Origin of the sequence: Micromonospora sp. NPDC023814 (assembly GCF_040639595.1) — a bacterium.
GTDB lineage: Bacteria > Actinomycetota > Actinomycetes > Mycobacteriales > Micromonosporaceae > Micromonospora.
This window is the reverse complement of record NZ_JBFAAF010000059.1, coordinates 1-13,041: the sequence shown is the minus strand read 5'-3', so window position 1 is coordinate 13,041 and position 13,041 is coordinate 1. Positions and strand designations below refer to the sequence as shown.

Sequence of the window (13,041 nt, the reverse complement as noted above, 5' to 3'; positions counted from 1 at the left end):
CGGCGTACGGGCGGATCAGCGGCAGGGCGCCGGCGACCAGGCGGGCCGCGGCGGCACAGACCTGCCCGACCGAGCCGGGGCGCAGCCCGAGGCAGAGCAGCATGTCCTCCCGGTAGTTCGGCGGCGCCACCGGCAGGTCGAGGGCGGCGGCGAAGGCCGCCCGGCGGGACGCCACCCGGACCGTCGGGTTGGCCGGCCGCAGCACGGACGGACAGAGCCGGGCCAGGTCGGCGGCGGCCAGCCGGACGCCGAGGTGGTCGTCGGCGTCCCGCGCGCCGGCCACCTTGCCGAGGGTGGCGATCAGCTCCTCCAACTGCGGCTCGCCGGCCGGCTGGCAGAGCACCGGCAGGTCGATCCGGACCCGCCAGTGCGGATCCGCCCAGAGCAGCCGGGCCGGCGCCGTCACCGGCAGCCCGAACGCCCAGTCGGCCGGCTCGCCGAGCCGGCTCAGCCAGGAGCGCACGTCGCGGGCGGCCACGGAGACGTGGGTCAGCCGCCCGGCGTGCTCCGCCAGGTACGCCCGGCGGGCAGCGTACGGGGCGCCCCCGAGCAGCACGTCGACGTCGACGTCGCTGTGCGCGGTGGCGGCCCGCCGGGCGTGGCTGCCGCGCAGCATGATGCCGACGACGGGCTGCTCGGCGCCGGCCCGCAACCGGGCGGCCCATTCGCGGAGGAACCCCTCGTCCGGTGACGGAGCGTGACCCACGGCGCCATCGTGCCGTACGCCCGATCGGTGCGCAATGCCCGATGGCGGACCCGGTGTCCGGTCCGAAGGCTAATGCCCGACGAACCTCATCGACGCCTCGGGGTACCGTTCGCCGGCCACCGCGCCCGGCGGCACCGCCTCGCCCAGCCGGGACCGCTGCGTCGGAGTGAGCCGGATGTCGGCCGCCGCCGCGTTCTCCTCCAGCCGGTGCGCCCGTCGCGTGCCCGGGATCGGGAAGACGTCCTCGCCCTGGGCGAGCAGCCAGGCCAGGGCGGCCTGGGCCGGGGTGCAGCCGACCTCGTCGGCCACCGCCCGCACCTCGTCGACCAGCCTGAGGTTGGCGTCGAGGTTGCCCTCGGCGAAGCGCGGCGCCGCCGTGCGCCAGTCGTCGGCGGCGAGCTGCTCCCGGCTGGTGATCGTCCCGGTCAGCAGCCCCCGCCCCACCGGCGAGTACGCGACCAGCGCCACTCCCAGCTCCCGGCAGGTGGCCAGCATCTCGCCCTCGACGTCCCGGCTGAACAGCGAGTACTCCATCTGCACCGCGGCCACCGGGTGCACCGCGTGCGCCGCGCGCAGGGTCGCCGGGCTGACCTCGGACAGGCCGATGAGCCGCACCTTGCCGGCGGCGACCTGCTCGGCCATCGCGCCGACCGTGTCCTCGATCGGGGTGGCCGGGTCACGCCGGTGCAGGTACCACAGGTCGATGGCGTCCACCCCGAGCCGGCGCAGGGAGGCGTCGCACGCCGCGCGCGCCCAGGCCGGGCTGCTGTCCACGTACGCCCCGGGGCTGGCGGTCCCGCCGGAGGCGTCGCCGCGCACCCGGTTGCCGAACTTGGTGGCCAGGAAGACCTCGTCGCGGCGCGCCCGCACCACCGGCGAGAGCAGCTCCTCGTTGCGGCCCTGGCCGTACATGTCGGCGGTGTCCAGGTGGTTCACGCCCAGGTCGAGCGCCCGGTGCAGGGTGCGGGTCGACTCGGCGTCGTCGGCCCCGCCGTAGGCGAAGCTCATCCCCATGCAGCCCAGCCCGATCGCGGAGACCTCCGGCCCGGCCGCGCCCAGTCGCCGGCGGATCACGAGCACCGCTCCGCGCGGCGGTAGTGGTCGATCTTGTAGTCGAGCACCTTCAGGTCCTCCTCCAACTCGGCCATCCGATTCAGCACGCGGGCGCGGTGCGCCTCGAAGAGCGCCCGCCGGGCCGCCAGGGTGGCGTCGCCCTGCCGGGCCAGCTCGGCGTAGCGGCGCATGTCCCGCACCGGCATGCCGGTGCGGCGCAGCCGGGTGAGCAGGAACAGCCAGTCGACGTCCCGTTCGGTGTAGCGGCGGCGTCCGGCCGAGTCCCGCCCGACCGGGGCGACCAGCCCCTCCTGCTCGTACCAGCGCAGCGTGTAGGTGGTCAGGCCGACCCGCTCGGCCGCCTCGCCGACGGTGAGGGTCGTTTCCCGCGTGCTGATGTCCACGCCCCCAGGCTTCCAGTTCGAGTGCACGCGAAGTCAACCGTTGCGCCCCGGGAGACATCTCAACTAGCGTCGAGTTCAACAGTCGTTGAGTTTCCGGGGGTGGTGGGCGATGGACGAGGCGATCGCCGTCCGTGACCTGGTCGTCGACCGGGGCGGGCGGCGGGTGCTGCACGGCATCAGCGCGTCCGTGGCGCGCGGCCGGGTCACCGGGCTGCTCGGGCCGAGCGGCAGCGGCAAGACGACGCTGATGCGCACGGTCGTCGGGGTGCAGGTGGTCGGCGCCGGCTCCGTCACCGTGCTCGGGCGCCCCGCCGGAACGCCGGAGCTGCGCCGCCGGGTCGGCTACCTCACCCAGGCGCCCAGCGTCTACGCCGACCTCACCGTCCGGGAGAACGCGCGCTACTTCGCCGCCCTGCACGGCCGGGGCCGGGCCGACGCCGACCGGGCGGTCGCCGACGTCGGGCTCGCCGGGGCGGCCGGCCAACTCGTCGGCAGCCTCTCCGGCGGGCAGCGCAGCCGCGCGTCCCTGGCCTGCGCGCTGGTCGGGGAGCCGGAGCTGGTCGTCCTCGACGAGCCGACGGTCGGCCAGGACCCGGTCCTGCGGGCCGACCTCTGGGCCCGGTTCCACGCCATGGCCGCCGCCGGCACCAGCCTGCTGGTCTCCAGCCACGTGATGGACGAGGCGGCCCGCTGCGACCGGCTGCTGCTGATCCGCGAGGGGCGGCTGATCGCCGACGACACCCCGGACGCGATTCGCGCCGCCGCCGGCGTCGACGACCTGGACGAGGCGTTCCTTCGGCTGATCAGGGCGGGCGAGGCGGGCCCGGCGGGCGCCGCCGGACGGGAGGCGTCGTGAACCCGCGGATCCTGGCCGCCACCACCGGCCGCATCCTGCGCCAGCTGCGGCACGACCGGCGCACCGTGGCGCTGCTCGTGGTGGTGCCGTCGGCGCTGCTCGCCCTGGTCTACTTCATGTACGTCGACCAGCCCGCCCCGCCGGGGCAGCCGTCGACGTTCGACCGGGTCGCCCTGGTGATGCTCGGCTTCTTCCCCTTCGTGATCATGTTCCTGGTGACCAGCATCGCGATGCTGCGCGAGCGCACCACCGGCACCCTGGAGCGGCTGCTCACCACCCCGCTGGGCAAGCTCGACCTGCTCTTCGGCTACGGCATCGCGTTCGGGCTGGCCGCGGTCGTCCAGGCCGTCATCGCGTCCGCCGTCGCGTACGGGGTCTTCGACCTGGACACCGCCGGCAGCAGCGGCCTGGTGATCATGATCGCCGCGCTGAACGCGGTGCTCGCGGTCGCGCTCGGGCTCCTCTGCAGCGCCTTCGCCCGCACCGAGTTCCAGGCCGTACAGTTCATGCCGGTCGTGGTGGTGCCCCAGTTGCTGCTCTGCGGGCTGTTCGTGCCCCGGGGCGAGATGGCCGGCTGGTTGCAGGCGGTCAGTGACGTGCTGCCGCTGTCCTACGCCGTCGAGGCGCTGCAGGAGGTGGGCGCGAACGCCGAGCCGACCGGCACCATGTGGCGGGACATGGCGGTCGTCGCCGGCGCGGCGGCGCTGGCGCTGGTGCTCGCCGCGGCCACCCTGCGGCGGCGCAGCGGCTGACGCCACCGGGCACCCGCCCCGGTGGGACCGGCGGTGGACGACGAGAGCGAAGGGCGGCGATGGCGCGGCGGACCGGACGGCGACCCGGCAACCCGGACACCCGGGAGGGAATCCTCGGGGCCGCCCGCGCCGCCTTCGCCGAGCGGGGGTTCGACGGGGCCTCGATCCGGGCCATCGCCGCCGCCGCGCAGGTGGACCCGGCGCTGGTGCACCACTACTTCGGCAGCAAGGACCAGCTCTTCCTGGCCGCGATGCACGCGCCGGTCGACCCGGGCGAGCTGCTGCCGAAGGTGCTCGCCGGGGACCGGGAGGGCCTCGGGGAGCGGCTGGTCCGCACGTTCCTCGGCGTCTGGGACTCCCCGGCCGGCATCGCCGGGGTGGCCCTGCTGCGCTCGGCGGTGAGCAACGAGTGGACCGCCCGCCTGCTGCGGGAGTTCCTGGTCAGCCAGGTGCTCCGCAAGGTCCTCGACCAGCTCGACGCCGACCCGGCCGAGCTGCCGCTGCGGGGCTCGCTGGTGGCCAGCCAGATGATCGGGCTGGCCATGATGCGGCACGTGGTCCGGCTGGAGCCGGTCGCCTCGGCCGCCCCGGAGACGCTCGTCGCGGCGGTCGGCCCGACGGTGCAGCGCTACCTGACCGGCGACCTCGCCGAGGTCTTCGCCGCCTGACCCGCGCCGGCACCCCTGACCGGCCGAGCGGCACCCGGCGGCGGGCCAGCCGCGGCCGGCGGGACCGCGGCGACGCGGCGGGCTCGGGTCTGGTCGCCGGGACCCGGTGACGCGGCGGGCTCAGGTCTGGTCGGCGTGCCGGGAGGCGGCGTGGCGGCAGAGCATCGGGTGCAGGAGGCGGGCCAGCTCCTCCTCGCCGTCGAGCGGGCGCGGGAACGCCAGGCGGGCCCGCCGGCGGGCGCCGGGCCGGCCGTGGTCCGCCAGCAGGCCGTACCGGTCGATCCGGACCACCCGGGGCGGGGCGTCCGGGCCGCTGTCGGCCAGGCCGAGCTGCCGCCGCAGGTAGGCGGCCACCTCGACCGCGTGGTGCTCGGCGAGGTCGGCCAGCAGCCCGGCCTCGACCGCGTGCAGGGGGTCCGGCTCCGCCTCGGCGTACGCCGTGGGGTCGATCCGGCGCACGGCGTCGGCGCGTTCCCAGCGGGCCTCGACCACCTCGAAGCGGTGCAGCCGGAACCGGGTGCCGACGTCGAGCAGGTCGCCGGTCGGCTCGACCGCCGCGAAGTCCAGCGCGGCCCGGCGTTCCTCCGCGCCCTCCAGACGGGTCGCCCACCCGGAGACCCAGGCCCGGCCGAGGCTCGGCGCGCCCGCGGCGGGCGGCAGGTCGAGCACGTCCAGCACCAACGCCACGTCGGACTCGCCGTCGGCGGGCCGCAGTGCGGCGGCGAGGTCGCTGACCACCGGCACCAGCAGCAGCACCCGCCCGTCCGGGTCGGTCACGTGCCGGACCTGGTGCGGGCCGGGCCGGTGCGCGACATGGGCGATGTCCGGGCAACCGGCCCGCGACGAGGGTACGGACGATCTCCGCCGGGCTGGGCCGCATGACACGACCTCCTTTAGGTTAGGCTTACCTAACCCGGAGACTAGAGCACCGGATCGGAGACGTCCAGCGGGACCGGGTCAGCGGGTCTGCTCCAGCCACGAGGCGTAGAGCAGGCCGTAGACCGACTCCGGGTCGCGGACCAGTTCGTCGTGCGGGCCGCGCTGCACGATCCGGCCCCGGTCCACCACGATCACCTCGTCCGCGGACTGCGCCGTGGAGAGCCGGTGCGCGATGGCGAGCGTCGTCCGCCCCCGCGTCACCGCGTCCAGGGTGCGTTGCAGCCGCACCTCGGTGGCCGGGTCCACCGCGCTGGTCGCCTCGTCCAGGACCAGCAGGTCCGGGTCGGCCACGTACGCGCGGGCCAGCGCGACCAGCTGCCGCTCCCCCACGCTCAGCGCCTCGCCCCGCTCCCCCACCGGGGTGCGCAGGCCCGCCGGCAGCCCCTCCAGCCAGTCAGCCAGACCCAACTCCGTGAAGGCCGCGGCGAGCTGCTCGTCGGTCAGCTCGGGGCGGGCGAAGCGGACGTTCTCCGCCACCGTGGCGTCGAAGAGGAAGCCGTCCTGCGGCACCATCACCACCCGCGACCGCAGCGAGGCGAACCGGACCTGCTCCAGCGGCACCCCGGAGAGCAGCACCCGGCCGGCGGTCGGGTCCATGAGCCGGGTCAGCAGCTTGGCGAACGTGGTCTTGCCGCTGCCGGTCTCGCCGACCACCGCCACCCGGCTCTTCGCCGGGATCTCCACGTCGATCCCGTGCAGCACGGGCGGGCCGTCCGGGTAGGCGAAGCCCACCCCCGCGAAGCGGATGTCCAGCGGGCCGGGCGGCAGCTCGCGCCCCTGCTCGCCGGGGTCGGCGACGTCCGGCGCGACGTCCAGCACGTCCAGCACCCGGCGCCAGCCGGCGATGGCGTTCTGCGCCTCGTTGAGCACCTCCGTGGCGATCTGCACCGGCTGGATGAAGAGGGTGACCAGGAAGAGGAAGGCGGTCACCTCGCCGACGCTCAGGGTGCGGTCGGCGCCCAGGGTCACCCCGAGCACCACCACGCCCGCGAGGGCCAGCCCGGCGGCCAGCTCACCGACGGAGCTACCCATGATGCTGATCCTGATCGCCCCCTGCTGCGCCCGCCGCTGGCCGTCGATCGCCTCGTCGAGCCGGCGCGCGGTGCGCCCGGCGATCCCGTACGCCCGGATGACCGGCGCGCCGACCACGCTCTCCCCGATCGCGCCGAGCAGCGCCCCCGTGCGCTGCCGGACCACCCCGTACGCCCCGGCGAGGCGGCGCTGGAGCACCCGGATCACGAGCACGGCGGGCAGGAAGGCGGCGTAGACGACCAGGGTCAGCTGCCAGGAGTACGCCAGCATCACCAGCGTGGTGACCACCAGTTGGCCGAGGTTGATCACCAGGATCACGCCGCCCCACTGGAGGAACTGGGTGATCTGGTCGACGTCGCTGGTCACCCGCGACACCAGCGAACCGCGCCGCTCGGACTGCTGGTGCAGCATGGACAGGTCGTGCACGTGCCGGAACGCCCGCACCCGCACGTTGGCCAGCGCGGTCTCGCTGACCGTGAACAGCCGGCGCATCATCAGGTAGCCGCAGACCGTGGTCACCACCAGCACGGCGGCGGTGGCAGCGACCACCGTCCAGACCACGGTCAGGTCGAGACCGCCGACGATGCCGTTGTCGATGCCCTGCTGCACGGCCACCGGCACGGCCGCCCGGCCGACCATGTAGGCCAGGGCCAGGCCGAGCGTGCCGGCGAGGCCGACCCGCAGCTCCGGGGAGAGCGCCAGGCCCCGCCGCAGCGTCTGCCAGGTCGTCTCGGTCACCTCGGCCCCGTCGGCCTCGGTCGCCCCCTGCGCCTTACCACTCACCGGGCCCGCCTTTCGTTCGCGACTGCGGGGCTCCGCTCCGCTGCACTCCTCGCACTCACCGGTCCACCTCGATCTCCAGGCCCGAGCTCAGCGGGGCGACCTCGTCGTGCGTCTCGTCCTTGGCGTGGTCGACCTCGGCCTGCTCGTAGGCGGTGACCAGGTCGGCGTAGCCGGGCACGGTGGCGAGCAGCTCGGCGTGCGTGCCACGGGCGGCCACCCGGCCCTGCTCCAGGTAGACCACCTCGTCGGCCAGCGCAATGGTGGCCCGCCGGTAGGCGACCACCAGGATCGACGCGGCCGGCGCGCCGGGCTCCCCGGTGGAGGACCGCAGCCCGGCCAGGATGGCCGCCTCCACGCGGGGGTCGACGGCGCTGGTCGCGTCGTCGAGGACGAGCAGGCGTGGCCGGCCGGCCACCGCGCGGGCCAGGGTGAGCCGCTGCCGCTGGCCGCCGGAGAGCGAGGTGCCCCGCTCGCCGACCTTCGTGTCGAGGCCGTCGGGCAGTGCGGCGACGAAGCCGTCCGCCTCGGCAAGCCGCAACGCGGCCCAGACGTCGTCGTCGCCGATGCCCGGCCGGTCCAGGGTGATGTTGGCCCGCACCGTGTCGTCGAAGACGAACGGCACCTGGGCGACCAGCGCGGCGGTGCGGGCCAGCGAGGCGGCGGTGAGCCGGCGCACGTCCACCCCGTCCAGGGCGACCGTGCCGGCCCGGGGGTCGACCAGCCGCACGGCCAGCGAGGCGATCGTGGACTTGCCGGCGCCGGTCGGCCCGACCAGGGCGACGGTCTTCCCCGCGGGCACGGTGAAGGAGACCTCGCCGAGCACCTCCGTGCCGGGCAGGTGCGCCTCGGCGGGCTCGTAGCCGAACCGGACGCCGGCGAAGGTGAGGGTGGCGGGGCGGGGGTCGGCCGGGTCGAGCGTCGTGTCGCCGTACGGCATCTCGCCGGTGGCGTCGAGAACCCGGCGGACCCGGTCCCAGCCGGCGACGCTGCGCGGCAGCTCGGCCAGCACCCAGCCGATGGCCCGGACGGGGAAGGCCAGCACGGTGAAGAGGAAGGCGACGCTGACCAGCTCGGTGACGCTGATCGCGCCCTGCCGGAGCCGGAACGTGCCGACCACCAGCACCGCGAGGGTGCCGAGGCTGGGCAGGGTCTCCAGCACGGGGTCGAAGACGCCGCGCAGCCGCCCCACCGACACCAGCGCGTCGCGCAGCTCGCCCGCGCGGGCGGCGAACCGGTCCGTCTCCTGGGCCTCCCGGCCCATCGTCTTGACCACCAGGGCGCCGTCGAAGCTCTCGTGGGCGATGCCGCTGACCTCGGCGCGCAGCCGCTGCGCCCGCGCCTGGCGGGGGGCCATCCGGCGGGAGTAGGCGACGTTGAGCGCGAAGAGCGCCGGGAAGACCGCCAGGCCGACCAGGGCCAGCGCCCAGTCGGTGGCGAAGAGCGAGGCCACCGCGCCGACCAGCATCACCAGGGTGCCGACCGCGAACGGCAGCGGGGCGATCGGGTGCCAGGCGGCCTCGACGTCGGAGTTGGCGTTGGACAGCAGGGTGCCGGTGGCGTTGCGGTGGTGCCAGGACAGCGGCAGCTCCAGGTAGCGCCGGGTGACCCGGCGCCGGTAGGCGGCCTGGAGGCGGTACTGCATGTAACCCGCGCCGAGCCGGCGGCCGAAGATGCCGGCCACCCGCAGCACGCTGATGCCGAACAGCGCGACGGCCGCCAGGGCGAGCGCCCCGACCCCGACCGAGCCGCGCTCGATCGCCGGGACCACCACGTCGCCGACCACCGCGCCCACCACGTACGCGCTGGCCACCGTCATGGCGCCGAAGAGCACGCTGCCGGTCACCGCGACCGCGAAGATCCGCGGCTGCTCCCGGATGGCCACCCCGAGGACGACCAACCCCCGACCGAGCACGTCCCGACTTGTCCTGCTCGCCACGCTCTCCCCCGCCGTAAGCCGCAATTATCTCCCTCATCCTTACCGGTCGGGGCCCGCTCCGCCGCCCCGGGCCGCTATGTCCGCCGTCACGGCCGACCCGCCGCGCCGGCGCGCCGACCCGGGCGTCCGCGCCTACGATCGATGCCATGCCGCGGTACGCCCGATCGGAGCGCGAGGCGCTCGCCGACCTGATGCTCACGCTGGGACCGGACGCCCCGACGGTCAACGAGGGATGGACGACCCGCGACCTCGCCGCCCACCTGGTGCTGCGCGAGCGCCGCCCGGACGCCGCCGGCGGCATCCTGCTGCGGCCCCTGCGCGGGTACGCCGAGCGGGTGCGCCGGCGCATCGCGGCGCGCCCCTGGCCCCGCCTGGTCGAGCAGGTGCGCCGGCCACCGGTGTGGAGCCCGGTCAGCAACCCGGTGACCGACGAGCTGGCCAACACGATGGAGTTCTTCATCCACCACGAGGACGTGCGCCGCGCCCGCCCGGGCTGGCTTCCGCGCGACCTGGCGGCCCGGCTCCAGGCGGCACTGTGGACGCGCGCCGCCGGGCTGGCCCGGCTGGCACTGCGTCGGTTCCCGGCCGACGTCTTCGTGCAGGCGCCGGGCTACGGCGCGCTCTCCGTCGGCCGGGGCGGCGAGCCCGTCCGCGTGGTCGGGGCGCCCGGCGAGCTGGTCCTGTTCCTCTCCGGCCGGCAGCGGGTGGCCCGGGTGCAGGTCGACGGGCCGACGGCGTTGGCCGACCGGCTGCGCAACGCCCACCTGGGCATGTGACGGACTGTACAGAAGCGGTCACCACCTCGCCGGCAGGTTGCCTCTCCCCAACGACCGCCGCCGATCCCCTCTCCCGTACGCTGTCCCGCGCCGTCCCGCCCGGGGGCGGCGCGACAGGGGGCGCCATGCGGACCTTCGCGCTCTCGGCGCTGCGGGAACCCCCTTTTCCCGCGCGCCGGCACGACGCCACCGATCAGGTGGCACAGGAGAGCACCGAGTGGGTGCTCGGCCACGGCCTGATCGCTAACGGGCACCGACTGCACCGGCTGCGCCGGGCCGACGCCGCCGGCCTCGCCGGTCGGGCCTGCCCGGAGGGGCCGGTCGACCGGCTGCGCCTGCTCGCCGACCTGGTCTCCTGGCTGTTCGTGATGGACGACGCCTGCGACGAGGACGGCCTCGGCGACGGCCCCACCCGGCTGGCGCCGACCGTCGCCGCCCTGCTGGACGTGCTGGACCGGCACGGCGACCCGGTGGCGCCCGCCGGCGCCACCGGCCCGCTGGGCGACGCGCTGGCCGACCTGTGCCGGCGCGTGCGCGCCGCCGGGACGCCGGCAGTGCTGCTGCGCTTCACCAGCCAGGTGCGGGAGTACCTGCTGGCGCTGCTCTGGGAGGCCGCGAACCGCGAGCACGGCCGGGTGCCGGAGCTGGCGGAGTACGTCCAGATGCGCCGGCACACCGGCGCGGTCCACCCCAGCTTCACCCTCACCGAACTGGCCGCCGGCGGTCGGCCGGGGGCGGCCGCCCGCGCCGAGCCCACGCTGGTCACGCTCGACCTGCTCGCCGCGGACCTGGTCTGCTGGTGCAACGACGTCTTCTCGTACGGCAAGGAGAACCTCGCCCAGCCGGACGGCCACAACCTGGTGACCGTGATCGCCGCCGGGCGGACCGGCGGCGACGAGCCGTCGGCCCTGCGGGCGGCGGCCGACCGGTTCAACGAGTCCCTGGCGACCTACCTGGCGACGGAGTCGGCGCTGCTGGCCGCCGGCGACGAGGGCCTGCGACCGGCGGTGCTCGCCCGCCGCAACTGGATCCGGGCCACCTACGACTGGTCGCTGCGGGCCGCCCGGTACGCCTGAGGGTGTTCCAGGTCCCGGGACGTGGCCCAGCCGTGATCGACCGGGGCTGGCCGACGCCCGGGGTGCAGGCAATACTCTTCGGTAACGAATACCGACGTGACGACCGTCACGCCTCCACCCCGAAGGCGGCTACAGCGATGGCTCTCGATGTACCGTACCGCTCCATCCCGGACATGTTCCTCAAGCGCGTGGCGGCGTCCCCCGACCGCGACGCCTTTGCCCACCCGGCCTCCGACGACTCGGGGCCGGTCTGGTTGACCTGGGCGCAGGTGGCCCGCCGCGCCAAGGCGGTCGCCGCCGGCCTGCACGGGCTCGGCGTCGGCCAGGAGGATCCGGTGGCGATTCTGGCCAACACCCGGCTCGAATGGGTGCTCGCCGACCTCGGCATCATGTGTGCCGGGGGCGCGACCACCACCGTCTACCCCACCACCGAGCCGGAGGACGCGACCTACATCATCGCCGACTCGGGCTCCCGGGTGCTGTTCGCCGAGAACCCGGCCCAGGCCGCCAAGATCGCCGGAGCCGACCTGCCGGCCCTGACCCACGTGGTGCTCTTCGACGGCGCGGCCGACCCGTCCGCCGCCGTCCCGCAGCTCACCCTCGCCGAGCTGGAGGAGCAGGGCGCCCGGGCGCTGGCCGCCGAGCCCGACCTGATCGAGATGCTGGTCGCCGGGATCGGCCCCGACCACCTGGCCACCCTGATCTACACCTCCGGCACCACCGGGCGCCCGAAGGGCGTCGAGCTGCTGCACGGCGGCTGGTGCTGGGAGGGCGTGGCGCAGGCCGAGCTGGGGCTGCTCCGCGAAAACGACCTGCAGTACCTCTGGCTCCCGCTGTCCCACTCGTTCGGCAAGACGCTGCTCTGCGGGGTGATCCACGTGGGCCTGCCGACGTACGTCGACGGGCGGGTGGACAAGCTGGTCGAGCTGCTCGCGGTGGTGAAGCCGACGCTGATGTGCGGCGCGCCGCGGGTCTTCGAGAAGGTCTACAACAAGGCGGTCACCACGGCCCAGGACGCCGGCGGCGCGAAGGCGAAGATCTTCGCCTGGGGCGTGCGGGTCGGCAAGGAGAGGGTCGCCCTGGAGCAGGCCGGCAGGCCGGTCCCGACGGGGCTGAGGCTGAAGTACGCGGTGGCCGAGAAGCTGGTGTTCAGCAAGCTCCAGGCCCGCCTCGGCGGCCGGATCCGGGTGCTCGTCTCGGGCGCCGCCCCGCTCAGCGCGGAGATCGCCACCTTCTTCGCCGCCGCCAACCTGCCGATCTCCGAGGGCTACGGCCTCACCGAGACCAGCGCCGGCAACTTCGTCAACCCGCCGGACGGGCTGCGGATCGGCACCGTCGGCAAGGCGTTGGGCGACCTGGAGTGCCGGATCGACACCGACGGCGAGATCCTCGTCCGCGGCCGGCCGGTCATGCGCGGCTACCACAACCTGCCCGAGGAGACCGCCGCCGCGTTCACCGAGGACGGCTACTTCCGCACCGGTGACATCGGCACGCTGGACGCCGAGGGCTACCTGAAGATCACCGACCGGAAGAAGGACCTGGTCAAGACCTCGGGCGGCAAGTACATCGCGCCCTCGCACATCGAGGGGATGTTCAAGGCGACCTGCCCGTACACCTCCCAGGCGGTGGTAATCGGCCAGGCCCGCAACTACTGCACGATGCTGGTCACGCTGGACCCGGACGCGATCAGGGGCTGGGCCGCCGGCACCCCGCTGGAGGGCCGCGACTACGCCGAGATCGTCGCCTCGCCCGAGGCGCAGGCCATGGTCGAGGGTTACGTCGCGGAGCTCAACGCCAAGCTCAACCGCTGGGAGACGATCAAGAAGGTCGCCATCCTGCCGCGCGACCTGACCATCGAGGACGGCGAGATCACCCCGTCGCTCAAGATCAAGCGCAGTGGGGTGGAGAGCAACTTCGCCGCCGAGATCGAGAAGATGTACGCCGGCACGCTCGCCGAACTCTGAGCACGCCGCGTCGGCGGCCCGCGCCCGGCCGGGTGCTCAGGCTCAGGTCCAGCAGGGACTTGCGCCACTGCTGGACGCGCGCCGGCGAGCCGTCGG

Annotated in this window: 10 protein-coding genes and 2 pseudogenes; 6 read left to right on the top strand and 6 right to left on the bottom strand. The window is 74.9% G+C overall.

Annotated elements, in window-relative coordinates; genetic code table 11:
• Window positions 1–19: 19 nt before the first annotated feature.
• The 3 genes and pseudogenes from AB0G14_RS26065 to AB0G14_RS26055 form a co-directional block, all read right to left on the bottom strand.
• A pseudogene (locus AB0G14_RS26065) lies at window positions 20–616 on the bottom strand (phosphoribosyl-AMP cyclohydrolase); the annotation flags it as partial.
• 159 nt (window positions 617–775) lie between these two features.
• On the bottom strand, window positions 776–1,780 hold the full coding sequence (locus AB0G14_RS26060) for an aldo/keto reductase (protein ID WP_357701652.1): 1,005 nt from the start codon (window positions 1,778–1,780) through the stop codon (window positions 776–778).
• Window positions 1,777–2,163 (bottom strand): MerR family transcriptional regulator, encoded by a 387-nt coding sequence (locus AB0G14_RS26055; RefSeq protein ID WP_357701650.1) that lies wholly within the window; start codon window positions 2,161–2,163, stop codon window positions 1,777–1,779. The genes AB0G14_RS26060 and AB0G14_RS26055 overlap by 4 nt, the downstream gene beginning before the upstream one ends.
• A gap of 109 nt (window positions 2,164–2,272) precedes the next feature.
• Between AB0G14_RS26055 and AB0G14_RS26050 the strand changes: the two genes are divergently transcribed.
• Genes AB0G14_RS26050 through AB0G14_RS26040 form a run of 3 tightly spaced genes read left to right on the top strand, consistent with a single transcriptional unit; the run spans window position 2,273 to window position 4,439 of the window.
• Window positions 2,273–3,019 carry an ABC transporter ATP-binding protein gene (locus tag AB0G14_RS26050; RefSeq protein WP_357701648.1) on the top strand — a complete coding sequence of 249 codons (747 nt, stop codon included), beginning with the start codon at window positions 2,273–2,275 and terminating at the stop codon, window positions 3,017–3,019.
• Entirely contained in the window at window positions 3,016–3,771 is a 756-nt protein-coding gene (locus tag AB0G14_RS26045; protein ID WP_357701646.1) for an ABC transporter permease, read from the top strand. The genes AB0G14_RS26050 and AB0G14_RS26045 overlap by 4 nt, the downstream gene beginning before the upstream one ends.
• Before the next feature lie 59 nt (window positions 3,772–3,830).
• Window positions 3,831–4,439 (top strand): TetR family transcriptional regulator, encoded by a 609-nt coding sequence (locus AB0G14_RS26040; RefSeq protein WP_357701644.1) that lies wholly within the window; start codon window positions 3,831–3,833, stop codon window positions 4,437–4,439.
• Window positions 4,440–4,559: 120 nt separating this feature from the next.
• Here the strand turns inward: AB0G14_RS26040 and AB0G14_RS26035 are convergent.
• The 3 genes and pseudogenes from AB0G14_RS26035 to AB0G14_RS26025 form a co-directional block, all read right to left on the bottom strand.
• A pseudogene (locus AB0G14_RS26035) lies at window positions 4,560–5,319 on the bottom strand (DUF2470 domain-containing protein).
• A gap of 77 nt (window positions 5,320–5,396) precedes the next feature.
• The gene (locus AB0G14_RS26030) at window positions 5,397–7,148 is read right to left on the bottom strand and encodes an ABC transporter ATP-binding protein (RefSeq protein ID WP_357701704.1); all 1,752 of its coding nucleotides are present in this window, start codon (window positions 7,146–7,148) and stop codon (window positions 5,397–5,399) included.
• Between the two features lie 100 nt (window positions 7,149–7,248).
• Window positions 7,249–9,129, bottom strand: coding sequence for an ABC transporter ATP-binding protein (locus tag AB0G14_RS26025; protein WP_357701642.1), 1,881 nt, complete (start codon window positions 9,127–9,129; stop codon window positions 7,249–7,251).
• 146 nt (window positions 9,130–9,275) lie between these two features.
• On the opposite strand from AB0G14_RS26025, the gene AB0G14_RS26020 reads away from it, so the two are divergent.
• The 3 genes from AB0G14_RS26020 (at window position 9,276) to AB0G14_RS26010 (ending at window position 12,945) form a co-directional block, all read left to right on the top strand.
• Window positions 9,276–9,905 carry a TIGR03085 family metal-binding protein gene (locus tag AB0G14_RS26020; protein WP_357701640.1) on the top strand — a complete coding sequence of 210 codons (630 nt, stop codon included), beginning with the start codon at window positions 9,276–9,278 and terminating at the stop codon, window positions 9,903–9,905.
• A 125-nt stretch (window positions 9,906–10,030) separates the two neighbouring features.
• Window positions 10,031–10,981: a terpene synthase gene (locus AB0G14_RS26015; RefSeq protein WP_357701638.1), complete on the top strand. Its 951-nt coding sequence runs from the start codon at window positions 10,031–10,033 to the stop codon at window positions 10,979–10,981.
• A 137-nt stretch (window positions 10,982–11,118) separates the two neighbouring features.
• The gene (locus tag AB0G14_RS26010) at window positions 11,119–12,945 is read left to right on the top strand and encodes a long-chain fatty acid--CoA ligase (protein WP_357701636.1); all 1,827 of its coding nucleotides are present in this window, start codon (window positions 11,119–11,121) and stop codon (window positions 12,943–12,945) included.
• Window positions 12,946–13,041: the final 96 nt, after the last annotated feature.

Bases quoted from the DNA above. Each gene is read 5' to 3' on its own strand.
- AB0G14_RS26050 (WP_357701648.1), top strand. From the start codon at position 2,273: ATGGACGAGGCGATCGCCGTCCGTGACCTGGTCGTCGACCGGGGCGGG.
- AB0G14_RS26040 (WP_357701644.1), top strand. From the start codon at position 3,831: ATGGCGCGGCGGACCGGACGGCGACCCGGCAACCCGGACACCCGGGAG.
- AB0G14_RS26020 (WP_357701640.1), top strand. From the start codon at position 9,276: ATGCCGCGGTACGCCCGATCGGAGCGCGAGGCGCTCGCCGACCTGATG.
- AB0G14_RS26015 (WP_357701638.1), top strand. From the start codon at position 10,031: ATGCGGACCTTCGCGCTCTCGGCGCTGCGGGAACCCCCTTTTCCCGCG.
- AB0G14_RS26010 (WP_357701636.1), top strand. From the start codon at position 11,119: ATGGCTCTCGATGTACCGTACCGCTCCATCCCGGACATGTTCCTCAAG.